At 41.3% G+C, this 26,486-nt stretch carries 20 protein-coding genes and 1 pseudogene; 9 read left to right on the plus strand and 12 right to left on the minus strand.

Annotation, left to right across the window (positions count from 1 at the left end):
- Nucleotides 1-7: 7 nt before the first annotated feature.
- Nucleotides 8-724: a TatD family hydrolase gene (locus HC246_RS07360; protein WP_169362822.1), complete on the plus strand. Its 717-nt coding sequence runs from the start codon at nt 8-10 to the stop codon at nt 722-724.
- On the opposite strand, the gene sbcD is transcribed toward HC246_RS07360, so the two are convergent.
- Nucleotides 686-1,972, minus strand: a complete 1,287-nt coding sequence (gene sbcD, locus HC246_RS07365) for an exonuclease subunit SbcD (RefSeq protein WP_169362823.1) — start codon at nt 1,970-1,972, stop codon at nt 686-688. The genes HC246_RS07360 and sbcD overlap by 39 nt on opposite strands.
- Nucleotides 1,973-2,156: 184 nt before the next feature.
- Between sbcD and HC246_RS07370 the strand changes: the two genes are divergently transcribed.
- The 6 genes and pseudogenes from HC246_RS07370 (at nt 2,157) to HC246_RS07395 (ending at nt 9,248) form a co-directional block, all read left to right on the plus strand.
- A complete protein-coding gene (locus HC246_RS07370) occupies nt 2,157-3,536 on the plus strand; it encodes an AAA family ATPase (RefSeq protein ID WP_169362824.1) in 1,380 nt (459 codons plus the stop codon).
- 25 nt (nt 3,537-3,561) lie between these two features.
- Nucleotides 3,562-7,173 (plus strand): tetratricopeptide repeat protein, encoded by a 3,612-nt coding sequence (locus HC246_RS07375; RefSeq protein ID WP_169362825.1) that lies wholly within the window; start codon nt 3,562-3,564, stop codon nt 7,171-7,173.
- 11 nt (nt 7,174-7,184) lie between these two features.
- Nucleotides 7,185-7,445: a hypothetical protein gene (locus HC246_RS07380; protein WP_169362826.1), complete on the plus strand. Its 261-nt coding sequence runs from the start codon at nt 7,185-7,187 to the stop codon at nt 7,443-7,445.
- The gene (locus HC246_RS07385; RefSeq protein ID WP_169362827.1) at nt 7,432-7,839 is read left to right on the plus strand and encodes a type II toxin-antitoxin system VapC family toxin; all 408 of its coding nucleotides are present in this window, start codon (nt 7,432-7,434) and stop codon (nt 7,837-7,839) included. The genes HC246_RS07380 and HC246_RS07385 overlap by 14 nt, the downstream gene beginning before the upstream one ends.
- 46 nt (nt 7,840-7,885) lie before the next feature.
- Complete coding sequence (locus tag HC246_RS07390; RefSeq protein WP_169362828.1) at nt 7,886-8,119, plus strand: hypothetical protein; 234 nt, start codon at nt 7,886-7,888, stop codon at nt 8,117-8,119.
- A gap of 86 nt (nt 8,120-8,205) precedes the next feature.
- Nucleotides 8,206-9,248, plus strand: a pseudogene (locus HC246_RS07395) (IS630 family transposase).
- A 468-nt stretch (nt 9,249-9,716) separates the two neighbouring features.
- Here the strand turns inward: HC246_RS07395 and HC246_RS07400 are convergent.
- The 9 genes from HC246_RS07400 to HC246_RS07440 form a co-directional block, all read right to left on the minus strand.
- Complete coding sequence (locus HC246_RS07400) at nt 9,717-10,874, minus strand: coiled-coil domain-containing protein (RefSeq protein WP_169362829.1); 1,158 nt, start codon at nt 10,872-10,874, stop codon at nt 9,717-9,719.
- Between the two features lie 738 nt (nt 10,875-11,612).
- Entirely contained in the window at nt 11,613-12,911 is a 1,299-nt protein-coding gene (locus HC246_RS07405; protein ID WP_169362830.1) for an endo-1,4-beta-xylanase, read from the minus strand.
- Nucleotides 12,912-13,020: 109 nt separating this feature from the next.
- Nucleotides 13,021-15,288: a glycosyltransferase gene (locus HC246_RS07410; RefSeq protein WP_169362831.1), complete on the minus strand. Its 2,268-nt coding sequence runs from the start codon at nt 15,286-15,288 to the stop codon at nt 13,021-13,023.
- Between the two features lie 525 nt (nt 15,289-15,813).
- Nucleotides 15,814-17,034, minus strand: a complete 1,221-nt coding sequence (locus HC246_RS07415) for an HlyD family secretion protein (RefSeq protein ID WP_211167644.1) — start codon at nt 17,032-17,034, stop codon at nt 15,814-15,816.
- Nucleotides 17,035-17,202: 168 nt separating this feature from the next.
- Nucleotides 17,203-17,379, minus strand: a complete 177-nt coding sequence (locus HC246_RS07420; RefSeq protein ID WP_169362832.1) for a hypothetical protein — start codon at nt 17,377-17,379, stop codon at nt 17,203-17,205.
- Between the two features lie 131 nt (nt 17,380-17,510).
- A complete protein-coding gene (locus HC246_RS07425) occupies nt 17,511-19,034 on the minus strand; it encodes an isochorismate synthase (RefSeq protein WP_169362833.1) in 1,524 nt (507 codons plus the stop codon).
- 81 nt (nt 19,035-19,115) lie between these two features.
- Nucleotides 19,116-20,222, minus strand: a complete 1,107-nt coding sequence (gene prfA, locus HC246_RS07430) for a peptide chain release factor 1 (RefSeq protein WP_169362834.1) — start codon at nt 20,220-20,222, stop codon at nt 19,116-19,118.
- Nucleotides 20,223-20,312: 90 nt separating this feature from the next.
- Complete coding sequence (gene rpmE, locus HC246_RS07435) at nt 20,313-20,540, minus strand: 50S ribosomal protein L31 (RefSeq protein ID WP_126389807.1); 228 nt, start codon at nt 20,538-20,540, stop codon at nt 20,313-20,315.
- Between the two features lie 96 nt (nt 20,541-20,636).
- Nucleotides 20,637-21,134 (minus strand): GNAT family N-acetyltransferase, encoded by a 498-nt coding sequence (locus HC246_RS07440; RefSeq protein ID WP_126390489.1) that lies wholly within the window; start codon nt 21,132-21,134, stop codon nt 20,637-20,639.
- 385 nt (nt 21,135-21,519) lie between these two features.
- Between HC246_RS07440 and HC246_RS07445 the strand changes: the two genes are divergently transcribed.
- On the plus strand, nt 21,520-22,236 hold the full coding sequence (locus HC246_RS07445) for an ACT domain-containing protein (protein ID WP_169362835.1): 717 nt from the start codon (nt 21,520-21,522) through the stop codon (nt 22,234-22,236).
- Nucleotides 22,237-22,289: 53 nt separating this feature from the next.
- Here the strand turns inward: HC246_RS07445 and HC246_RS07450 are convergent, their stop codons facing one another.
- Nucleotides 22,290-23,717 carry a protein adenylyltransferase SelO gene (locus HC246_RS07450; protein ID WP_169362836.1) on the minus strand — a complete coding sequence of 476 codons (1,428 nt, stop codon included), beginning with the start codon at nt 23,715-23,717 and terminating at the stop codon, nt 22,290-22,292.
- Here HC246_RS07450 and HC246_RS26710 point away from each other — a divergent pair, their 5' ends adjacent.
- On the plus strand, nt 23,718-25,379 hold the full coding sequence (locus tag HC246_RS26710; protein WP_450091439.1) for a pseudouridine synthase: 1,662 nt from the start codon (nt 23,718-23,720) through the stop codon (nt 25,377-25,379).
- 63 nt (nt 25,380-25,442) lie between these two features.
- On the opposite strand, the gene HC246_RS07460 is transcribed toward HC246_RS26710, so the two are convergent.
- Complete coding sequence (locus tag HC246_RS07460; RefSeq protein WP_169362837.1) at nt 25,443-26,399, minus strand: tetratricopeptide repeat protein; 957 nt, start codon at nt 26,397-26,399, stop codon at nt 25,443-25,445.
- Between the last annotated feature and the right edge of the window lie 87 nt (nt 26,400-26,486).

Consider the following 26,486-nt stretch of genomic DNA (forward strand, 5'->3'; position numbering starts at 1 on the left):
GAGACGCTTGGCATCTCTCTCGAATTGTCTGCGTCAAAATGGAAACCGCTATCTGGGGTTTCAAATGTTTATTGATTTCCATACACATTATGATCGCCAATCGCCAGACCGCATTAATTTGCAAACGTTTCATGTGACGACTGCATTGCAGGAGGCAGATTTACCGCTTATTTGCAGTCTCGGTTTGCATCCTTGGTTTGTTGATGAATCGTGGGAAGATGCTTGGCAAAATCTCGGAGCATTGGCTAGCTTAGACAAAGTAGTAGCGATCGGGGAATGTGGCTTAGATCGTCATATTGATTTGCCAATAGAAGTACAAACCGTGATTTTCCAGAAACATCTAGAACTTGCAGAGTCAATTCGCAAACCATTGGTAATTCATTGTGTAAGAGCCTTTGCTGAATTAATTGCGCTTAAGAAAAGCTCTAAATCTTCTGTTCCTTGGATTATTCATGGCTTTCATAAAAAGATGGAAGTCTTTCAGCAATTGCTCAAGCATGATTTTTACTTCTCTTTTGGGACAGCAATTTTAAGCGATCGCTCTCCTGTGATTCAGGCAATCGCTAATGTTCCCGATGGTAGATTTCTCCTCGAAACTGATGATCGACAGGATATAAGTATCGAACAAATTTACGATCGTGCTGCTACATTGCGTCAAGTGTCCCTAGAAACTTTGCAAACGCAATTACTCGAAACTTATTACCAATTGACTAGATTGAGTTGATTCAGGAGCAGGATCGATGCCATCCATTCCTAATCCAATTTCACTGAGTAATTCTTGGGCAGCATTGAGCATTTCAGGTTCAAGATTTTTGAGGTCTTCGCGAGTACTGAGATAGGTTTTAAGCGCGGTCATCGGATCGAGCGCCTCGGCGGTACTGAGATCAGGTAGGCGAGTGCGCGGATTTTGGCTGACAACTTCAGGGATTAGGGAATAGTTATGAGCGCTTTCCATTGCTTCATGCAAGATGCGATCATCAATCAGGGTTAACTGCTCAGCTTTGATTTTGTAGATTAAACGGGCTATCGCATTGTCGATTTTTCCTTTCTGAATCGCTTTGAGTAATTTCCCCTGCGGATCTTCGGATTGAGTCACATCAACTTCCATCGTCCGAAAGGCGCGAGTAGGAATAGGACAAAATTCAAACCTCACATTCCCCTTTTCTACTTCTAGCCAACAATAGCCCTTGGATTCATTCTCTTCTCCAAAATCCACACGCTCAATGCTCCCCGGATAAACCACAAGCGGTTGCGTGGCAAGAATTTGATGGCGATGCACATGCCCTAGTGCTACATAGTCAAAGGCTTCACGGGTGAGCATAGATAGAGGGATTGTGAATCCTTTGCCTGCGGCGAGAAATCTCTCTGCGCCGTAGGTTGCGGTATCGACCATTACATGGGCTAATAAAATCGTCGGCACTTGGGAATCAAGTTGACGAATTTCGCCTTCGAGAACTACTTGTAAGCGATCGATCAGAAATTGACTAACTTCACTCATGGAGAATCCTTCGGTTTCGGACTTCGTAAGCAAGGTCGATCGCGTAATCCAAGGTAACGTAATAATTTGAATATCGCCTGCATTGGTGGCAATGCGATGGGTAGCGATCGTGTCGCCGACGGTGAAGTTCGGCACAGCGAGACTGCGATAGATGGCTAAACTCGCACCGCCAATCCCTTGTGAATGTTGGTCATGATTGCCTACCAATAGCACTGTGGGAATTCCCGCATCGGCGAGGCGGCGAAATTGTTTGGCGAAGGCTTGCTGGACTAATGGTGGCGGTGTGGCATCAGGGAAGGCATCGCCACCAAAGAGAACAATATCGGCGGGTTCGTTAATTGCGCGATCGATACAGATGGTCAGTGCTGCTACAAAGTCCTCTAGGCGAGTGTTTAGTCCTGTTTGAGGATTGACTTTGCCGTGAGTCGTGCTGCCGAGATGGATATCAGAAAGATGTAAAACTTTTATAGCCATGCGCTTAAGGGATTAATAACATAAGAACGCTAATTTTTCTTTGGTGGTGGTGATACCTAAACTCGTTGGTTTGAGACTATTTTGGCATAGTTTGATCTGACTGAATGGCGATCGCATGGCTAACCTGCCCAGTAATTAAACGGTTGGTTTATAATGCTGTCAAAACCTCCCGCAATCTAAACCAATGGCTCAAGATCTGCTGTCTCAAATTTATAACGCTTTCGACCCATTTCAGCCTTTGAAAGCTGGCGATCCTGCTTATGTGGATTTGCGATCGGTACGAGGAGATGGCGATGTTTTGACAGATTTGGGGCGGAGGGTAGATCTTGCCAAGGATAAAAAGACTTGTCAGTTATACACAGGACATCGAGGCGTTGGTAAATCGACAGAATTATTGCGTCTGCAAGAAGATTTGCGAAGTAAGGGCTATTTTGTGGTTTATTTTGCAGCAGATAAGGAAGATATTGAGCCAGAAGATGTTGAATATACAGATGTTTTGTTGGCTTGTACGCGGCATATTCTCGAAGAATTAAAAGATTGTGGTAATCCTGAAACTATTTTAGAGTGGGTGCGTGGAAGGCTCGTAGCATTTAAGGATGCCATTCCTGAATTGGAAGTAGACAAATTTAGTGCTGAAGCGACTGTTCCCAGTTTTGGCTGGATTCCTCAATTTGCAAAAATTACAGCAAGTTTACGGGCTGTCCCCAAAATCCGTCAAAAGCTGCGAAATGAATTAGATGCTCATACGCCTAGCTTGGTAGAGGCGCTAAATACATTTATCAGAGATGCAAAGAAAAAACTTCCTGAACCTTGTGATGACATTGTGGTGATTGTTGACAACTTGGATCGGATTACCTATATCAAGCGCGATGAAACCCAAGGGAGTAACTATGATGAGATATTTATAGATCGCGTTGAGCAGCTAAAATCCCTTGATTGTCATGTCATCTATACGATTCCGATCTCGATGGTTTACTCTACTAAGGCGACGATATTGGAAGATACCTATAAAAAGCCACAAGTATTACCAATGATTATGGTCAAGGATCAGGATGGTAATGTGTATGAAGCGGGTTTAGCAAAAATGAAGGAGATTATTGCGAAGCGGATCGCGCAGATTAAAACTGATGGAAATATTAGCAAGGCTTTGGCAAATGCTTTGGATTCCCAACTATTTGAGAATGTACAAACTTTGGATCAATTGTGTTTGATGAGTGGCGGGCATTCGCGGAATTTGATGCAATATATTCAAAAGGCGATCGAAAGGACTGAAAGGCTACCGATTAAATCCCTCGCTGTCAAACGTGCTATATCGGAAACGCGAGATACTTATCGTAATGCGATCGAGCCGCTTCAGTGGGAGATTTTAGCGCAAGTCGCGAAATCTAAGCGTAAGCCCAATGATGATAAGCACAGCGTGTTGTTGCTCAATCGGTCGATTTTGGAATATTGCTATGTGGATGATGAGGGTGAAATGTGCCGTTGGTATGATATTCATCCTGTGATTTATGGTATCCAAGAATTTAAGGAAGCTTGGCAACGAATAACTGCACCAACTTCTTAGATAGCATCACTTAGAGGTATTAACGATGCAATATCAATGGACAGAATGGGATGAAGATGTTGAGAGTACTCCCGATGAGGAGTATCAGTCTCTCGTGCGATCACTACAACGCAAAACGGGCTTTGGTTTGTTTTTTGTACGTTGCTCGCCTGTGGGTGGGCTGGAATTAATCGAGAGAGTTCGTGCAGATGTGTCACAAAAACAAGCCGATGTTTTGGAACTGAAGGAACCTATTGCAAATCTGATCGATCTGGTTACGGCTTTCCCGAATATTGATAACATCAAAATTTTATTTATAATAGGTTTAGAGAAGTCTATAGTTGAATATATTCGCACGGGCTATGGAGGACAAGGAGATTACTACAATCTTGATACTGTGCCACCAATCCTCAGCCATCTCAATTGGCAACGCGAAAACTTTAAAGATAAATTTCGTCATCTCTGTTTTGTGTTTTTACTGCCACGCTTTGCCATCAAATATATTATCCGCCGAGCACCTGATTTTTTTGATTGGGGATCTGGGAAGATTGATTTTCCGACTAGCAACAAGCTTTTAGAACAAGAATCACAACGTATTGTATTTGAAGGAGACAAAGAAACATATTTAAACTGGAGTGTTAAAAAGCGTATAGAGAGAATTATCGAAATTGAAGAGTTACTGATTGAGCCAAATCAAACCTTAAACTATCAAGCATCTCTTCTCCTAGAAAAAGGAAATATCCTTTTAGCGAATAAGCAAGATGGAGAAGCTATAATTTCTTATGACCAAGCATTAGAAATCAAGCCTGAATTCCATAAAGCATGGAACAATCGAGGCGTTGCACTAGGTAACTTAGGTAGATCTGAAGAAGCAATAGCTGCCTATGATCAAGCCTTGCAAATCAGACCTGATGACAATAAAGCATGGTTTAACCGAGGTATTGAATTAGGGAATTTAGATAGATACGAAGAAGCGATCATTTCCTATGATAAGGCTTTGCAATTTGATTCTGAAAATCGTCAAATTTGGTACAACTTGGGTAATTCATTTTTGAGTTTAGGCAAATATAATGAGGCAAGTAAATATTGGGAAATAGCAACTTGTATTGAGAAACTAAAACTAAAGTTTGATGATTATGAAACTTGGAATAAAAAAGGCAATGCACTTTGGAATCTAGGTAGAAATGAAGAAGCTCTTGAATCTTACAAAAAGGCTTTAGAGATTAATCCCAACTACGATAGTGCATGGAATAACCAAGGCAATGCACTTCAGAATCTAGGTAGAAATGAAGAAGCTCTTGAATCTTACAAAAAGGCTTTAGAAATTAATCCCAACTACGATAGCGCATGGAATGGTCAAGGTAATGCACTTCGGGATCTAGGTAGAAATGAAGAAGCTCTTGAATCTTATAAAAAGGCTTTAGAAATTAATCCTAACTATGATTATGCATGGAATGGTCAAGGTAATGCGCTTCGGGATCTAGGTAGAAATGAAGAAGCTCTTGAATCTTATAAAAAGGCTTTAGAAATTAATCCTAACTATGATTATGCATGGAATGGTCAAGGTAATGCGCTTCGGGATCTAGGTAGAAATGAAGAAGCTCTTGAATCTTATAAAAAGGCTTTAGAAATTAATCCTAACTATGATTATGCATGGAATGGTCAAGGTAATGCGCTATTTAACTTAGGGAAATACGAGGAAGCAATCTGCTCCTATGACCAAGCCCTAGCCATCAATCCGAAATATCACGAAGCATGGTACTACCGAAGCTATTCGTTAAAAAATTTGGAAAAATACGAAGATGCGCTAATTTCTTTGGAAGAAGCAATTAAAATCAATCTTAATTGTAGCTACTTGTTCCAGAAAGGCGAAATCTTGAAAATTCTAGAAAGATACGAAGAAGCAATTCTTGCTTATAACCAAGCTACTAATATAAATTCTAGATGCTATTGTGCTTTACAAAGCCGCGCTGCAATCTTAGGTAATCAAAATAGAGTAGAAGAAGCTATATTACCTTACAAAGAAATAACTGATATCAATCCTGACGACCACGACGCATGGTACAGAGGGGGCAATGTTCTATTTGATTTAGAAAAACATGAAAAAGCAGTCATCTTTTACGATCATGCTCTAGCCATCAAACCTGAATACCACGAAGCGTGGTACAACCAAGGAAATGCGCTAGGTAATTTAGGAAGACACGAAGAAGCAATCGCTTCCTATGAGAAAGCAGTCGAAATCAAACCTGACAAACACGAAGCATGGTATAACCGTGGCATTGCGATGGGTAATTTAGGCAGATACGAAGAAGCGATCACTTCCTATGGGAAAGCCGTTGAAATCAAACCCGACAAACACGAAGCATGGTATAACCGTGGCATTGCGATGGGTAATTTAGGCAGATACGAAGAAGCGATCACTTCCTATGGGAAAGCCGTCAAAATCAAACCTGACAAACATGAAGCATGGTACAACCGAGGCGTTGCGCTAGTTAACTTAGGCAGATACGAAGAAGCAATCATTTCTTATGACAGAGCTATAGAAATCAACCCTGAAAACTACTTAGTATGGGCTGATCGAGGTGTAGCACTAGCTAACTTAAGCAGATACGAAGAAGCAATTATTTCCTGTGATCGTGCTATAGAAATCAACCCTGCAAACCACTTGGTATGGACTAATCGAGGTGCAGCACTATTTAACTTAGGCAGATACGAAGAAGCAATTATTTCCTGTGATCGTGCTATAGAAATCAACCCTAAAAACCACTTGGTATGGACTAATCGAGGTGCAGCACTATTTAACTTAAGCAGATACGAAGAAGCAATCATTTCCTATGACAGAGCTATAGAAATCAACCCTGCAAACTACTTAGTATGGGCTGATCGAGGTGTAGCACTAGCTAACTTAAGCAGATACGAAGAAGCAATTATTTCCTGTGATCGTGCTATAGAAATCAACCCTGCAAACCACTTGGTATGGACTAATCGAGGTGCAGCACTAGTTAACTTAGGCAGATACGAAGAAGCAATTATTTCCTGTGATCGTGCTATAGAAATCAACCCTGCAAACCACTTGGTATGGACTAATCGAGGTGCAGCACTAGTTAACTCAGGCAGATACGAAGAAGCAATTATTTCCTGTGATCGTGCTATAGAAATAAACCCTGCAAACCACTTAGTATGGGCTGATCGAGGTGTAGCACTAGCTAACTTAAGCAGATACGAAGAAGCAATTATTTCCTGTGATCGTGCTATAGAAATCAACCCTGCAAACCACTTGGTATGGGCTGATCGAGGTGTAGCACTAGCTAACTTAAGCAGATATGAAGAAGCGATCGACGCTTTTGACAAGGCTTTAGAATTCAATCCTGACTTCCAACATGCATGGGCTGAACGAGGCATTGCGCTAAGTAATTTAGGCAGATATGAAGAAGCAATCACCGCCTATGACAGAGCTATAGAAATCAACCCTGACGATCCAAATCCTTATTACAACAAAGCTTGTGCTTATTCTCTTCAAAACCAGATTGAACTTGCCTTAGAGAACCTCCAAAAAGCAATCCAACTCAATCTCGAAGAGTATCGTAGACTGGCAAAGACCGACTCAGATTTTGACAACGTCCGCCACGATCCACGCTTTCAAGCCTTGATACAATAGGAGAAAACACCATGACTACCCTACTCGAACAAGCCTTTACCGCCGCTACTCAACTCCCCCAAGAGAGACAAGACCAACTAGCACAACTAATCCTGCAAGAAATTTCCCGACCACAGCATCAACAAGTCAATAAAGCACCCACACAAAAAAGTCCTCTCCAAATATTTACAGAACTCGGCTTAGTTGGATGTTTTGAAGGAGAACCCGATCTCTCAGCTAACTACAAATCCGTAGTCAAATCCTACATTCTCAAAAAACATGATCATCATTGATACAGGAGCCTTTGTCGCACTTTTCAATCGCCGCGATTCTGCCCATTTAGCAGCCCAAAGAGCCTTTGAAACAATCCAAGAACCAATGATTACGACATTCCCTGTCATCACGGAAACCTGTTACTTCCTAGCCGCAACAGCCAGCCACACCGCTCAATCCAACTTTCTTAAAAGCTTTGTCTTAGGAGCCTTTCAAATATTCGACCTTGAACCAAATCACATCGATCGCATGATCGTTCTCATGGAAAAATACGCAGATCTCCCAATGGATATGGCAGATGCCTCCTTAGTCGTTTTAGCAGAGCAGTTCAGTGGACGCATATTGACCGTCGATCGCCGTGATTTCTCTGTCTATCGTTGGAACAATAAACCCTTTGAGAACCTTTTGATTTAGCAATTATCCCCATTTTCAAGCCTTGATACAATAGGAGAAAAACACCATGATTACAACTACAGAAATCCTCCAAACCATTCCCAAACTATCTCAAGAAGACTGCTTCCAAATCGCAGAAATACTTTTACAAAGACTACTAACTCAAACAAAACCTACCCGCACCCAAATCAACCAACAGCTAAAAATCGCCGCCTTACTTGCCGTTGATGACTACATCAACGATCCAGAACTAACAGCCCTAACTGCCCTTGATGGCGAGGACTTTTACAAATATGAATAGAGGTGAAATCTGGCTATACCTTGACAGGGGGTAGACTTTATTTTTCATAAGAGTAAAGATGGAAGAAACGTTAACTTTTCTCCAAGATGCTCCGAATAACATTTACCAAGGAAGAAATAGATGCGCTGCATTACGAAAGATTCCATCATCCGCATCCACGAGTGCAGAGAAAAATGGAAGCACTATACCTAAAAAGCCAGAAATACGCGCACAAGGAAATTACACAACTGCTAAGAATCAGTGAACCGACACTGTTGAACTATTTACGAGATTATAAAGAAGGTGGGATAAGCAAACTGAAAGAACTGACCTTTAATCGCCCCCAGAGTGAACTAAAACAGCATCAAGAAAGTTTAGAGATATATTTTCGAGAACATCCACCTAAAACGCTGGCTCATGCAGCAGCAAAAATTACTGAGTTGACAGGGATTGTCCGTAGTCGAGAACAGGTGCGTCATTTCCTGAAATCGATGGGAATGAGTTGTCGTCGAGTGGGGCTAATACCTGCAAAGGCTGACCCAGCAGCACAAGAGGAATTTCTTAAAAAAAACTAGAACCGCGCTTAGAGGAAGCTAAATCTGGACAAAGAGCCGTTTTCTTTGTTGATGCTGCTCACTTTGTCCTTGGAGCCTATTTAGGCTTTTTGTGGTGTTTTGAACGCTTGTTTCTTAAATCTGGGTCGGGAAGGCAGCGTTTTAATGTCCTCGGTGCACTTAATGCTGTTACTCATGAGTTGATTACTGTGACTAATGATTCTTACATCAATGCTCAAAGTGTTTGTGACTTACTCCACAAACTTGCGGCTTTGGGTTTGACTATACCCATTACTCTTGTCTTGGATAATGCTCGTTATCAAAAGTGTGTTTTAGTTTTTGAGTTGGCTCAGTCATTAAATATCGAGCTTCTTTATTTGACTACTTACTCTCCAAACTTAAACTTGATTGAGCGTCTTTGGAAATTTGTGAAGAAACAGTGTCTCTACTCCGTCTATTACCCTGATTTTGATTCTTTCAAGTTTGCTATTGCTTCTTGCCTTGAGAATTCCCGCACTACTCATAAAGCAGCTTTGGATTCTTTATTGACTTTGCGCTTTCAGTCTTTTGATAATGTTAAGTCTATTCCCTGTTAAGGTATATAAAAAAAGCTTCAGCAAATTGCAGTAATGCAGGTTGACTTCTGACTGATATTTGTAATGTAGGGGAGATCAAGCCTTTAAAAAAGATGTATAGGAATATAACTACTAGATATGTCCCTACATTTACAAGAATGTGATTAAAGAAAAAATGAGCAACGTCTGTTAGCCAACCTTGGCGAAAGTGCTTTTGCTCTTTTCTGAGGGGAAATAACCATTCGAGAATGCCAAATAAGAGCCAAAGCACCAAAAAAGCAGTCACAAATTTCATGGCAATGTTTCCAGACTCTGCAATGTTATTGTATCGCTAAGGGACTTGCGATTAATTAAAGTACCTACGGCTTTGACTTCGCTCAGCCAACGTTGGCTGAGCGAAGTCGAAGCCATACAAACTCGGTGGTACCTTTTTTTGTTAAGTCCCTAACGCAAAGTATGAGGGGTGCTTTGCAGCATTCATACTTTGCATTAGCGAGGTCTGACTAGAAAAGATGGTAAGTCTACCTTGGATGTGGGAAAAGGCGATCTCACTGGTCTTGATTCGGTTATAGGCTCCTGTGCATAGATATGTTCGGGCTGCCCATCATTTCCTTGAGCAGAAGTAGGTGTTAAATGTTTGACGGGACGTTCGGCTAGCAGGCGATCTAATGCGCCACTGAGTTGAAGTGCATGATGTTGATGGCGTACTGATTGTTCTTTCCAATGTTGAATTGCCGCTTCATATTCAGATGCTTTAGAAGCTTGTTGGAGGACTTGATTTTGCAATTCCTCGATTTGTTGCTCTAGTTCTTGCACCCTTGTGAGATCGCTAACATATTCATTCTCTAGACCGCGCAGGGATTGATGTAGTTGAGCTTGATTGGAGAGATGTTTAATTAGTTCTTCTTCAAATTGATCGCGTTGTGATGTGACTTCTGATAATTTGGTTTGAGCAATTTCTAGAGTTTTTGTGGATTCTTTCAATAGCAATTGCGTTGACTCCAACTCTTCTGTGAGAGTTTGTTGGGAAATATCAAGGGCAGTATTTTGGCATTGCAATTGATTAATTAACTCAGTTTTTTCGTTAAGTTCTTGCAGATATTGCTGGGTAATTTTTTGAGATTCTATTTCTAGGGCAAGTTCTAAACGATGTTTAAATTCTTCCTCGATTTGTAAAACATGAATTCCTAAGCGATCGCTTAAGATTTTGTCATCAACAGGTGGATTGGTGCTTAGTTCAGTAACTTGTTTTTGTAGTTGCTCTAATTGCTTGGTGAGTTCGGCGACTTGGCGATCACGATCATTGGTGACGCTAGTGATTTCTTGTTCTAGCTGATCGACATATTCACATTCAAATTGATGTTGCGATCGCAAATCTTCTAATTCTTTTTGCAATCGATCGCGATCGGCGACCAATTCAGCAATTTCTGTGGTTTGACTGGGATTCTTCTCAAGATTATCTGATAGCCAATCATCAGAGAAAGATTCAAGGCTATTTAGGTTTCCCAGCATATTGGTAATTTCGGCGATCTCTTTTTCGCCTAGCATCTCACTTTCTAAGAGCATATCAAGCTCATCATCATCGTTAACGGTTTCTGCCTTAACCAAAACTTCTCGTAGTGCTGCTTCGCGTTTCAATTCACTCACGGACAACCTCACCCACAATACCGAGGTATTTTTACAAGACAAAGGTTAGCAGACTTTGCTCAGTTTGCAAGTTTTTTCTTCACCATTGAAATCAATATAGCCTGTTAGGTCTTAGATTGGTACAGAATAATTTTTGAAAGCACAGTTTTGCGGTGCTTTCAAAAATTATTCTGGTGGTCACGCAAAATAATTGCCAAGCCTTTAAAAGAAGAGAGATTATTAGCGACAATATTTTCGGTTCTTAAGATAAAGTGAGTTCGACGATTTTTAGACTTCAGAATCCTTATAAAACAAAATTCTTGGGATCTAAGAATACAGCAAAACCTAGCTTTATTGAGAATGAAGTCAATAAGGTGTCTATCTAGTTTTATTGACTTCATTCTCAATTGCCGCGAACACTTTTATTTAATAGAATTCCTTACAATGCTTGTCAGATAACGATTGTATCTATCAAAATTCTTCGGACTCACGTTAAGATAGAATTGTCTTTGTCTAATAAAAGTTCCCAATATAATAGTTCAATTGTCTCAATAGAGTACAGAAAAACTGGCATAGAGAATTTAAGTGATTTAAGAATTCTGTTAGCAGAAGATAATGTGGTTAATAAGAAAGTGATGATGTCCTATTTATCGCAACTAGACTGTAAGGCAGACTTATCAGAGAAACTTTGACATATTGGCACAAGTCAACCCATGTATAGAGTGGCGGATCGAAGCGCCGCAACTCTATACATGATCGCTATAAAGCTGAGACTTGAATAACATAAGGTGCTTGGTCACGATCATTAAAAGTAATTGTCTTTTGAATCTGGCGATCTCCACTTTTAACAGTTACTCGATAAGTCCCAAAGAAGGCTTTTGTTGAATACATACCTACTTGATTACCCGAATAACTAGTGATGCCCCGTATATTTGTTCTCCATTGTTCTAGAACTAGTTTTCGATAGGCTTGGGCTGCGGGTAGTGGCTTAAATTGGCGATCGTATAGAGCCGTTTTTGGCTCCCATGCGGCACCTTCCCAAAATCCCCATAGGGTAATGCCTTTGACATCGGGATGAGCAAAGGCAACCCGATATAGATCGGTGAGAACTTGAGCTTTGCGAGACTCAGTATCAGCAAGCACGCTAACTTCTGTGATTTTGATTGGTAAACCTAACTTAGCCATCTGATCAATACTTGATTGCATTTTGGCGATCGAAATATTTTCACGAATATGGGCTTGTATGCCTATACCGCCAACCTTGACACCGCGATCTAAAAGGGTGCGAACTTGTTTGCTATAGGCATCAACTAATTTGCCGTTGAGGATGTCATATTCATTGAGGTAAAGACGAGCTTGTGGATCAGCTTTGGCACATTTGGCAAACATCTCATCAACGATGCGATCACCTAGCCGACCTCGAAAAAAGTTGCCATGCAGCATTTCATTGAGAACATCGTATTCAGTGATGCGACCTCGATAGCGAGTACAAACATCGTTTGCTCGCTTAAGTACGGCTTGATGTAAATCATCGTTACTGAGTTGCTTGAGCCATGATTGCTGCCACTGTTCGACCTCCCAAAACAGATTATGTCCACGCATTGGTAAGGGATAATGGCGATCGCTCCAGTCCAAAATGCGATCGGACTCAGCATAGGTTACTTGTCCTCGATTTGACTCTGTGGAATACCATTTGAGGGCATCTTCATGAACACTGCTATTGGCAAGTTCTTGGGCTATTTTTAAATATTGCCTTTGAGAAGCTGGATCTGCATCATCACGAAACATCTCTGTACGCAAAGAAACCCCAAACTGAAAAGCGTGAGCAAGCTGCTCGACTAAAACCTCGGCATTGACAATGGGATTTTGCTTGTCATCAATCACCTTGATCTGTAAGTCTCCCATGCGAATTTGGCGAATCCTTGCCTCAAGTTGACTAATTGTCGGTTCAATTAACTGAGATTGAGGTACAGCAAACATCTGCAAAACTGACGACTGAAATAGCCCAATGCAGACAGAGATCGCTAATATCCATACAAACCAACGAGACTTACTCAAGAATGTCATGGCATATTACCAAGGGGATTTAGTGTGATGACTTGCTACGCATAGCGCGGCAAGTCATCTTTCAAAGCTAACAATGGCATTGCCATTGTTAGCTTTGATATTAATTAGTATGAACGTTCAATAGCGGCTTACTCTTAAAAATTGCTGCTAGAACTTCTAAGCTGGCATCTAAACCGTTGGGCTTCTTCCTCTCTTTCCACCATTCTAGTGAACAATATAGTAAAACAATCAATTTACGATGTTGCTCAAGGCTAACATCCTGAAATTTTAGGGATGCATTCGCGAATCTATCTCGACTCGCCGAACGAATTACCGTACATTTAACCGTAAAACCATGCTCCACAAACTCTAATAAACCTTCTTGAGTACCTTGAAGATTGACAAGCTCATTATTTTTATTCAGGGTTAGACTGGCTCCACCTTCAGATAGGTCATTGGTATAGCCCCAGTACACTCGATCTTTAACAGTTAACTTACAAAAAGTACATAATGGGAACCTATCCACATCACGACGTACGGGTTGATCAATCGCCGAAAGTAAGGCTACCGCCATCACAATAAAGTTGTAGATCAACCAAAAGAGCAGAAACTCTTTACCCATATACTCATGTTGATTGATTTCCCAAATACCAAGCAAATATCCTCCATAATGCATGACGACTCCAATCAGAGTTAGGGACATCATGATTAACAAAGGATATGTATGACAGAAATTATAATTTTTGCGATCTGCTTTCACACCTTTACGTGTAGCCGTCGATGCTTTTGCAAAGGGATTTCTTAAAATTAAAGCTAAACGACCCATTGCAGGAAAACAAAATGCAGTTTCATACACTTCATTCCAGATCGCGGACAGGCGATCGCCTGTTGACCAGCCAAATACAAATAAGAAGGCGATCGCAAATGGTGCTGCGTAATATATATATTCAGACACGGATGCAATTAAAGGTGATGTACCAAAAAACAAGCTCAACAGAGGCATAGCCAGCGAAATGAAGCGAACAACAGGATTAAAGCAAAAGAAAATCAAAGAAACATGAAAGCTTTTTTGAATCCAGTTTAATTTAGTCCATATATGTAAATCTTTACGAAAATAAACCTGCATATTTCCCTGTAACCAACGCAACCGTTGATCGAGAAAATCAGCAAACATCCGCGTAGATTCACCCATACTCAATAGTTCATTCAGATAGGCGATGCACCCACCATTGGTAAGTAACTTTATGGACGTTTGATAGTCTTCCACGCAGCAACCAGTGTAATAACCGCCGATCGCCTCAAGACTACTTCGACGCACTACATAGGATGTGCCACAACAGATCACGCAGTTACCGTTATCTCGTCCAGGCTGAACATGACCAAAAAAATGTTCCATATCATTGGGCATCTTGTCAGATAGCCCCAGATTTCGAGCATGGTAGTCAGGATTATAGAAAAATTGAGGGGTCTGGACTAGATCGTATTTAGGATTTTGGAAGAAACCAACAGTTCGCATCAAAAAGTTAGTAAAAGGGACAAAATCCGCATCCATAATTGTAATTAGTTCACCATCAGTCTGGGGTAAGGCATTGTTGAGATTCCCAGCTTTAGCATGATTATTATTAGGACGAGTAATGTATTTACAGCCAAGTTCTTCCGCCATTTTCTGAATATGAGGGCGGCGCGTGTCATCCAGAATATAGATAGTCTTGTTCGGATAATTCATCGCCTGACAGCCAATTGCTGTACGTCGAACGATAAAATCTGGCTCCTTATAGGTGGGAATAAATACATCGACTGAAGGTAAATATTCACCTGCGATTACTGCTGCTTCATAGTGATCGGCTTCTCTCTTGCGTCTAGATTCCGTTGTCCAAGTTGTCTGGAAAAGATACAACAAATAAGTACCGATCCAGACCAGTTCATTCATCAGTAAAATAACGCTTATAATCACACTCAACCAGTGTGCCGTATTTAGTGTAACTGTAGCTCGCCATACTAAATAGCGAATGGCTAAGATACTGATCACTGTGTGAGCAATGAGTCGAGTGAAGTTATTTGCAGGTATATGAATTAAAGCCAAACAAAAAGCTGCGATCGCGATCGCAGGTATCAGGATATCGTCAAAGGATATTGGCAAACTCAAAAACTCAGGTAAGGGTCGAAATACTAGGGGATTAACTATTTGAAATGGTAATAAAGTTGGGCGATTTAACGCTACAAATGCACAAGCTATAAAAATCGTAATACTAACAATAAAAAAGCCCCAAACCCAAGGGGAAATAAATTGTTGAGTGATTGACTTTTGTTTAGTTCCTAAATGCAATATTGATGAGGGAAAGCCAATCTTTTTCGACTTTAACTTTGATGGTTGTAATGCTACTTTCATGTATCTAAAGTGATTATATAATAGATTGAAGTTACAATTTATCGCAGATGATCTATAGCCAGCCCCGTCTTGAATTACTTTAAAATTTATCTGAAACGCTCATTTCTGGTACCGTCTTCAACATATAGAGGTATCAAAAACGATAAATTGTTATATTGAAATTATCTTCAAAGATTTAGGTTTAAACTTATAGATTTCTAATCCTAAGTATTTTCATTATCTTTGACATCAATTAGTCTGGCAATTGCTTAAAGTTATACAAAAGTTATAAAGATTTCTATATACAGCAACTTTAGTATTGGAAAGGTTACTCAAAAGTTATATAAGTACCTCAGCATAATATAGAATCCTAAAAATTGTAGTGATCGTGCAGCGTGCGCTATAACTTTTAGGGCTTTTTATTTAATTAAGCCTGCTTAATTCAGTCTAGTAACTTAATGCAAAACTAAAACCAGTAAAGGTTTTGAAGCACAAAATGGCTTAGCTATTATTTTGTGCTTTGACGCTACTTTTTTTGCTTTGATGTTACTTGTTTAGCGTCACTTTACCCGTATAGCCAACATAGCAAAATACGTTGGGAGCGCCTAAATCAGAATTTCTCTCAAGGTCAACTCTTATCTGTGTTGTACGTGGCAAATTTTGGGGAATTGTAATGGCAACATCTTCCCCAGCGTTAAAGCGTCCTAAACCAGAGCGAATGAGACTGACTGTACCTTTTAAAACAAGATTTCTCGAACCATATAACTCTATTTTGGCAGGCATTCCTATCTGAATTGCCTCAAGCGACTGTTCTTCGACATATACATCTACCCAACGTCTAGAGCAATCGAGCATCTGTCCTACAGACTGCTCTTGACGAACCAGTTGTCCCTTACGAGCATCCAGTTTCCAAATTACCCCAGATACAGGGGCTTTGACGATCACGTTGCGATGACGTTCAACATCAGCTTTAGCTTCAATAAGTTCACCTTTGGCATCAGCAATACTTTGGCGCAAGGCGGAGATCGTGCGTTGTTGATTGTCAATTTGTAACTGAACTTCTTCTAATCGAACCCGTGGATCATAGTTACTCCGAGTCCGATCAAGAGTTAATCCTATGGAAGCAGCTTCTCGATTAGTAAGTATACTTTGCCTACGAGCTTCAAGACTCTCAACTTCCGCTTTACGAGCCTGAAGCTCAGCTTTGGCTAGGTCAAGCACTGCTTGAGAATATGCTCCTTCTTTTTGAAGGAACACTGCACGATCATAATTAACTTGGGCAAGTTGAGAACGGGCGATCGCACCTCTAAGATCTGACTCAAATTGCTCAATGCGATCACTGTACTCAGTCACCTCCAGACGCTTTTGATTTTGGTTATCGGCTTGCAATAACTCCATCAAACTCAGTAATTGATTAAGTTGTCCTTCAGCACTGGCAAGTTGGGATTGTTGACTACTAAGACGGCTGCTAGTTTGCTTGACTTGAAGATTGCTAACTTGATCATTTTTAATAGACAACAAAACACTATCTTTTTCAATAATGCTACCTGTATCTGCATTCAAAGATGTGATAATGCCTTCTTGTGGTGTTTTGATATCAATGACTACACCATTAACCACTGCATCTAAACTTGCAACAGAAGTAAATTTTAATTGTACCAAACGAATTGCCCAAGCAATCAACCCCACGCTAACGATAACAATCACAATATTTGCAACAAGAGAGCGACTGGAGCCTTGCATCTTTGATTCTTCGTTCTTTGCCACTTTATAATCTAACCGTTGTTTAAAGTTTTTACAATCAAGTAAAGATACAAAAAATACCATGCTAAGAATAAAATGGTTTGTTTATGATTAACTTCTTCATGATTAACTGCTTCTAAATGCTTACGCATACTCTCGCTAATAGTCGTTATTCCGTCATTGATTGATAACTCACTGCGTTTCTCTCAAGGTTAAAGTATTACCTTCAATGCGATTACTTTCATACAGAAATTCGACTTCTAATGCTTCTTTAATCGTGACCGTGGCATTGTCTAAGGATTGACGTAAAGTATTTAGCTCTAATTTGAGTCGATCAATATCAACAAGAATTGATTCTATGGTTCTCATAAGTTCAGAAAATTAAATTAACTAACCCGCCACAAGCGTACGTAATATAGAGAATGTTTTGCTTCACACATTGTTTAGCATTGCAATTTCTATCTTTCGCCACAGAGCTTCGGGGAATTTACCCTAAGAGATTAAATTGCGCCTAAAGCCTTTAACAATGCAGCAAATTTAATCGTAGTTTCGCTTTGCTCATTTTCTACCTGTGAATTTGCCACAATCCCTGCACCTGCAAAAATTCTTGCCCGATCGCCTTGAATATATCCCGCTCTAATACCCACACCAAAAGTTCCTTCGCCATTGCCATTTAGCCAACCAATGGGCGCAGCATACCAACCGCGATCGCAGGCTTCCCATTGCTGCATAAAACAGACGGCGCGATCCCTTGGCTCACCACCGACTGCGGCAGTTGGATGTAACTGCTGCAAAATATCTAAGGCAATCAACCAATCAGGATCATCAATTTGAGCAGTAATTGGTGTATGTAAATGCTGCACATTCGACAGTTTTAACAGGCTGGTATTTACCTGTGGATCGACTGAAGCGCCCATACTTTGCAAGCGATCGCAGATCGAGCGAATTACAATTTGATGTTCGCGCATATCCTTTTCACTATTAAGTAATAGCTCACCCAGCATTTGATCTTCCTGTACCGACTTACCACGCTCGATCGACCCCGCAAGGGCATCACTGCGTAACCAAAGGCGATCGCTTTGGGCTTTAAATTGCAACACTACTTCAGGAGTCGCACCCAAAAAGGTTTTACCTACGCCATAGTCAAGTAAAAAGGAAATACATTCAGGATATTCGCACCGTAATACATGCAGTACCTGAAATGGATCAAAATCGCGATCGGCTAACACATCTAAAGCTCTAGCCAAGACCACCTTTTCAAAATGCCCTTGATGAATCAAAGTTAAGGCACGCTCGACGATCTCTGTCCAGATTTGTTGTCCCTGTACCTCAATGATTTTATTTACTTCATGGACTGTGGGTGATTCATAATGGGAGCTTTCGGACAAATGCGATCGCAAATTTAGAATGCGATCCATGACCTCATCAGCATGATCCCAAGGCTGAATATAGTCATTGAGAGTCAAGGTGCAAGCTTGTTGCGTATACCTGATCATCCAACGGGGAATGAAAAATAGTAAAGTCGGAAATTCGATCGCTGGCTGATAGTCCTGTTGATATTGAGATTGATAGTCACTAGGTACAGCTAAATCAACCCACTCGTTAGGGTTGCTACCATTTCGATAAAAAGAAAAAGCACCGAAAATATGTATAGAAAGTTCGGAGCGCTGTAGATCAAGTTCTGGATGCTTCGCGATGATCGCATCCTCTAGATGTGTCCTAATAAACTTTTTGGCACAATCAAAGCGATCGCTCAAATCATGATTAGGGACTGAGACTTCGGCAACCGAACCCGCCGCCGCTAATACCAAATCGGCATTCGGTTGTTCCCAATAAAATTTTGGTTGTTGGGGATCAGACTTACTTGCCAACAACAATAGAGGATTAATGCACTCCCAACTCTGGGAGTAACTAAATAAGATCGGTGATCCCGTGATCTGCGCTTTAGCGATCGCTTTAACAATCCAATCGTGCAGAGATTTAGAATCGATGCTGCTATAGGTGACACTCTGACGAACTTGCATGGTTATATTTTATAGCAGTCGCCAGCACAGTTAATATCTAAAAAAGATGTAATGGTAATTCATGAATTACCATTACATCTTTTAGGAAACTAGATCGTCGCCTGTAGCGATCGCCAATTCCTGCAAGCGCTCCTGTTGATCCTTAGAAATACAGCTTTGAATTACTTCTTCGAGATCCCCTTCTAAAATCGGCTGCAAAGTAAAGTTCTGACCTAAACGATGCTCAGTTAAACGGCTATCTTTGTAGTTATAAGTCCGAATTTTTTCGGAGCGAGAACCAGTCCCAACTTGCGATCTCCGCATTGACGTAATTTCGGCTTGCTGTTCCCGCAACTTCATTTCATAGAGCTTAGCCCGTAAGATCTGCATGGCTCGCTCTTTGTTTTGGAGCTGCGATCGCTCTTCCGTACAGAAAATTCTAATCCCCGTCGGTTTGTGAAATAGGTCGGCAGCCGTCTCCACCTTGTTAACGTTCTGACCACCAGCTCCGCCCGATCGCGCCGTAGACATTTCAATATCTTTCGGATCGATGTGAATTTCCACTTCATCGACCTCAGGCATAATCGCCACCGTCGCTGTCGATGTATGTACACGTCCCTGTGATTCTGTCGCAGGAACCCGTTGTACGCGATGCACGCCCGACTCAAACTTGAGTTTGCTATAAACGCGATCGCCCTGCACTTCAATGATCGCTTCCTTGAATCCGCCCATTTCGGCAAGGGTCTCACTGACCATCTTCACTCGCCAACCCTGACGCTCGGCATAGCGTGTGTAGAGACGTACTAAATCTCCAGCCCAAATACCAGCTTCATCACCACCCGTACCCGCACGAATTTCCAACATGATGTTCTTGTCATCATTAGGATCTTGGGGCAGCAGCAGGATCTGTAACTTTTGCTCTAATTCCTCTAGCTTGTTGGATAAATCTTCGACCTCTAGAGCCGCCATCTCCTTTAGTTCAGGATCATTGGACTCTTTGAGGATTTCTTGAGCTTCCTTATAATCTTGTTCTGCCTTGCGAAAAGTATCGTATGTTAAAACGGTTTCCTCCAAGGACGCACGCACCTTCGCAATGCGCTGAAACTCGCCGTGATCGGTCGCCACGTCAGGATCACCCATCCGACGAGTCAGTTCATTGAAAGTCTGTTCAACAGATTCAAGTTTCTTAATTAGATAAGCAGCAGGCATGGGTTTGGAAATACCACAAAAGAACGTGAAAAATTAGTAAGCCAACAAAATACTGAATCAATTCTAAAATCAATTCTAATGTGGCTATAACTATGCGTCTTTAGCGTTTTCATCAAACATGCCGTATTTACGCAAGAAGCGCTCTACACGACCTTCGGTGTCAATGATCTTTTGTGTGCCTGTATAGAAGGGGTGGTTGCCCGACCATACGTCAACATTAATTTCAGGATGGGTAGAACCAATAGTGGCTACCACTTCGCCGTTGCAAATTACCTTTGCTTCAGGATACCAAGTCGGGTGAATTCCAGCTTTAGGCATAGTCTTAGCTATAAAAATCAAAAATTAAGCTTTTCTAGACTAACACAGAATTATGCAATCTGAAACAAGATGTAGAGCTTCGCTCTACATCTTGTTTTATGGATACCAAAACATACCTTTGATGCCTTCGGGATCAGCGTTGAAACCTAGCTGATTGTAAAACTCGACCACATGGGCATCGGCGAAGAGACTGATATTGCTAATGTCAGATTTTCGTAACTCACGGATCATTTCTTCCATGAGGGCTTTGCCTAAACCCCTACCTTGAAAATCGGGGTGAACTACTACGTCCCATAATGTCGCGTTAAAGGCATAGTCAGATGTAGCACGGGCAAAACCAATCAAACGCTTAAAGCCGCCGCGATGCTCCCACATGGAAAGGACTACAAAACTATGCTGTAAAGCAATCCGAACCTTACGAATTGGTCGCCTTGCCCAACCAACAGAGTCACATAATTCTTCTAATTCGTAGAGATCAATATCCTTTTCAGTGCTAAAGAAAATCTGTCCGCTTTGGTTTGGCACTTGGCGAAGTCTTGTTTTTTTTGTAGGTTCGAGGGTGTCAGAACCAAATAAGTTTTTCCAGAACCCCATTTGCCCCATTGGTTGTATACAGCAGCGATCGCTCTGTGAGTGACAGAGCTATTACAGATACTTTAAGCACCTATTTATTGTATCTGCATTGTATATGGTTTTGTTGAAAGCAGGCGATCGCAAATACTAAAATAAATGCCCAAAATAGTTTTAATCAAAGTTTCTCTTAGCTTTAGCTCTGACCTTATGTTGGTAAAATTAGAGCATCATTGCGATATTTTGCTTAAGCTTTTAGTAAGACAGAGATATTAGCCCTTATTTTTTCACTCCTAAGACCTGCAATGTTAAAACCGATCGTACTATTTCGAGGCTATAAGTATTTGATATTGTTGATCGAGACATTTTGGATGTGGAAATCTAACCGCGAATATTCAGGAGGTTGTCCATGACATTTGGTCTTAAAACCTCAACGATCGAATTACTAAAACGTTTTAATACTAGTTTTCCGCAGTTTTATGAGCAATTTGTTAGTAGTGACATTCAACTACAAAATTTGCGTTTGGCTTATCAGCTTTATCAAACTAAGGAAGCGGTAATTGAACTGAAGTCTGAGAGCAGCAAGAGTGTCTTGTATTTTGCCTACCGTAATCAGTCATTTCTGTTAAATGATATTTTTGGGGTTTTAGCTGCCTATGGCTTAACTATTCATAATCTGAGCTTGTACGGACAGATCCATACGCCGATGCTGGTATTTATCAAGCTGGTGATCTCGCGTGGGGGAAAGGCTTTGCCTCCGAAGACGGCGGAAAATGTGCGGAAGGCGATTAAGGAGACTTTGTTGGGGCGCTTTGAAGTGGAGGAGATGCTAGCGCTGGAGTTTAACCTTGATAGTGGACTCAAAAAAGTAGAAACTAATTTTTACGTCGATCGCGTGTTTCATTTACCTGCATTGTTGGTTGAGGCAGATAGCCAACCAGGTTTGTTTTATAAGGTGATGAATGCGATTTGGCAGGAAGATTTGTTAGTGGTAAATGCTAATTTACTGGTTTGGCGTGGACGCACAAGGTTAATTTTGTATTTACTTGGACCTAACGAAAATTTAATTCCTGAATATTTAGGTGTGAAAATTGCCGAGAGCTTGAAACAACGTTTGTCTGATTAATGATTTTTCCTAAAAATACAAGTGGCGGCGCTTCGCGCCGCCACTTGTATTTTTTACTCTTTTAATTTTGCGATCGCATCATAAAGAGGTTGCCAATCGTCATCGACAGTAATTCTGTCCCAGACTTCCTCAATTTTGGGACGTAAGAAAATAATCGTAGGATTGGCTTGCTGAAGTTGCTTGGTGATATTTTCTAATTCTGCGATCGGTTGTCGAATCAGTAATTGATGATAGACTTCGCGCCATTTTGCTAATAGAGGTAATTGTTCCTCTGTGATTTCCCAATCATGGTTGGCAAAAATATTCTGAGCATCTTCGCGCCAATTGGCTTGGAAGGCTTGACGGAGTTTGACAAAGAATTGGTTATAACCGATCGCTTGGACATTCGATAACAATTCTAAAGTTGCACCGATTAATTCCTCAGTTTCAGGCTCAGAGAGATTGGTGAATCCCAAACGCTTCAGCATCATGTCGCAATAGGCAACTCGATAGAAATCTTTGAATTTCTGTAATGAGGATTGCATATCATCTTTATCCATAATCATGCTGAGGGGATCTTGCAGCTTTTCAAGATTCCAATAGCAAGCGGCAGGTTGATTAGCATAGCTGTAACGACCTCCGTAGTCAAAATAGGCGGCTGTAAAGCGGGGATCGTAGGTGGGGATAAAGGCAAAAGGTCCGTAATCAAAGCTTTCGCCTGTAATCGACATATTGTCAGTATTCAAAACTGCATGACAGAAGCCAGCCACCATCCATTGAGCGCAAAGGGTCGCAACTCGTTCTACTAATTCTAAATAGAAGATACTATCTTGATTTTCTTTTCCCCAGATATGTGGATAGTAAATTTGTAAAACGTGATCGAGGAGCTTACGGGCAAGGTCATCGCGCCTAATCCAGCTTAGACGCTCGAATGTGCCAAAACGAATATGCGATCGCGAAAAGCGCACCATTACCGAGGAACGGGTGGGTGAAGGTTCATCGCCACGCCATAGTTCTTCGCCAGTCTCAACTAAACTCAAGCATCGGGAAGTTTTGACACCCATACGATGTAATGCTTCTGAGGCAATGATTTCACGTACACCGCCTTTGAGGGTGAGTCGCCCATCCGCAGTGCGAGAATAGGGAGTTCTCCCTGAGCCTTTAGTGCCAAAGTCATAAAGTTCGCCGTCAACGCCACGCACTTGTCCGTAAATAAAGCCACGTCCATCACCGAGTTGGGGGTTATATTCGCCAAATTGATAACCGTGATAGCGTAGGGCTAGAAATGGACGTACAGATTGGAAATGTCCAAAAGCTTCGATAAAGTCATCGTCACTGACCTGAGAGGGATCTAGTCCTAAGGTTGGCAAAAGATCATCATTGCGCCAACGCAGTTTGTGAAGAGGAAATTCAGCAGCAGTCACGACATCATGATAGTCTGCTAAGGATTCGATCGCAGATTCGTATTTGAGATTAAGGAAAGGGTTGCTGGGGTGACTCATATCGAAGAAATATTAGATGCTTCTGCCATAATACTTGCTCCAGATGGCGATCAAGTTGTTAGCTATTGGTATGAGGGGATTTGTCCCTATAGTGGAGAACGATTGCGGCTGCCACGAACTTTGCAGGCGGAGGCGATCGCGAAAAATCTCATGCAATCATTAGGGCAGATCTATCCAAATGGTATAGAAGGAAAAATGTATGGCATTTTAATTGCAGAATCCGCAACGGGCGACAAATTAACTCTTAAAGCTTTTTCTGGTCTATTCAATGGAAAAAGTCAGATTGAGGGTTGGGTTCCCCCGATTGCAGGACGAGAGAAAGTTGCGATTGAAGAATCGATTACTTTAAATAAATTAGCGGAAATTAAAAGAGAATTAATTGGACTGAGCGAGATTCCTGAACGTTGGGAATATGAGCAGAAATCGCAAGAATATGTATCACAGTTGCAGGTCTTGCGCGATCGCCATCAGTTATCTAAACAGGAAAGGCAAATTAAGCGATCGCAATTACTAACATCATTAACAGGTGCAGAATTAGAAACTGCTCTCAAAAATTTAGACAAAGAAAGCCAACTGGAAAAGATGGTAAGACGCAATTTTAAACGCGATCTCGATTTGGTTCTATCCCCTTTGCAAGATGTTATTGCTAAAGCTGAGGCAAAAATGCAAGTCCTGAAACAACAACGTCGAGAGTTATCGCGGACTTTGCAAGCTCAGATGCATAATGCCTATGTTTTAACTAATTTTGCAGGGGAAACGAGATCGCTGCGAGAAATAATTACAGAAGGAGCAATGCCAACGGGAATGGGAGATTGTTGTGCTCCAAAACTATTGCATTATGCAGCGACTCATGACTTAACGCCTTTAGCTATGGCAGAATTTTGGTGGGGTAATCCTTCACTTGATGGCTACAAAGTTCAGGGTGAGTTTTATGGTGCTTGTGCAGAGCGATGTCAACCTTTGATGGGATTCCTATTATCAGGAAGACAATCTTCTCCGTCTCTTCCTATATGTGGAGATTTTACGGCGCAAAATCTTCAAATCATTTATGAAGATGATTGCTTAATGGCGATCGCTAAACCTCCCGAACTTCTCTCTATCCCCGGACGATATTTAGACACTCAAGACAGTGTATTAAGCCGATTAAGTCAAGCTTACGGCAATGGAAGAGAATTTTATCCAGTACATCGTCTTGATCGCCAAACTTCAGGTGTTTTGTTGTTTGCTCTCGATATAGACTCTCTTCGTAATGTGAGCGAGCAATTCCAGAAGCGAGAAATCCACAAGACTTATGAGGCGATTTTAGCAGGTAAGGTTGAGAGTGAGCAGGGAAAAATCGATTTGCCGCTATGGGGAAATCCTGAAAATCGACCATACCAACAGGTGGATTTTCAATGCGGTAAACCAAGTGTGACTGAGTTTCGTTTATTGGGATACGAAGGGAATTATTCACGTTTAGAGTTTATTCCCTTAACAGGACGTACCCATCAATTAAGGGTTCACTCTGCTGATCCGCAAGGTTTAGGAATCCCAATTTTAGGCGATCGCCTATATGGTTGTCAGGCATCAACAAGTCGCCTACATCTCCATGCAAGGGAGTTAACTCTTAGACATCCGCGATCGCAAAAATTAGTCCATCTCCAAATATCAGTTCCTTTTTGAGAAACTCGAAAAACTAATTTCGCCTATTAGATAGCAGATGAAGATAGTGATCAGATGTTTAGATTAGACTTTTCGAGATAAAAGCATACTTAGATATTGATGTGCTTCTGCCCAAGTGGGGACAAGGTTAATTGCTGATTGAAAGCACGCGATCGCTTCGTCAACCTTGCCAATATTATTTAAGACAATGCCGAGGTTGAAGTAGGGCTGAGCGAAATTTGGATCAATATCGATCGCTTCTTTATAAGCCAAGATGGCATCTTTTAATTGGTCGCGACGGAGGAAAGTACTACCGAGGTTGCAGTGGGCATCGGCATAGGCGGGATCGATCTGAATTGCTTTTTCAAAACAAGCGATCGCTTTACTTTCTAATTCTTCTTTGAGCGATTCTTGATCAGAACTAATGGAACTTATTTTTTGTAAATACGCTACCCCAAGTGCATTGTAATCCTTGGCTTGCAATAGTTCTGAGCTATGATTATCAGCGCGTTCATAAATGGTATTAACTGCTTCAGGATCATTGCTTTGGAAATGTACCTGTGCGATCGCTCGATAGCCATCCACATAATCAGGATTTGTCGATATTGCTCTTTCATAGCTATCTATGGCATCGGCGAGTCTACCTCTTTCCTTGAAACTATCACCCAATTTGCAGTGGTACTCTGCTAAGAAGCGATCAGGATGTAGTTCTAGCGCTTTCTGAAAATGGGTAATGGCTAATTCACTCCATCCCATTTGTTGATAGGCATTTCCTAGACCTAATTGAGACTCTAGGGACTGTGGATTGAGTTGGACAGCTTTACTAAAACTAGTGATCGCTTCCATAAAGTTGCCTTGCTGGTGATATATTGACCCAATACGCTCATGGGCAGCCGCAAATTCAGGATTAATCGCTAAAGCGCGTTGATAATTTTTGAGAGCCAGAGGAAGATTATTAGCGGCGAGATAGCGATCGCCAAATTGCAGATAGGTCTCGGGAGATTCAACAGATGGGCTTACGGAATTGATAACATCACTCATAATGGGCACAGTCAGATATTGTGGAATGGTGAGGAAAAGGCTTGGCGCTATGTCAAAAATTTAATACCATATTTCCCCAAAACATTG

Origin of the sequence: Pseudanabaena yagii GIHE-NHR1 (assembly GCF_012863495.1) — a bacterium.
GTDB classification, from domain to species: Bacteria; Cyanobacteriota; Cyanobacteriia; order Pseudanabaenales; family Pseudanabaenaceae; genus Pseudanabaena; species Pseudanabaena yagii.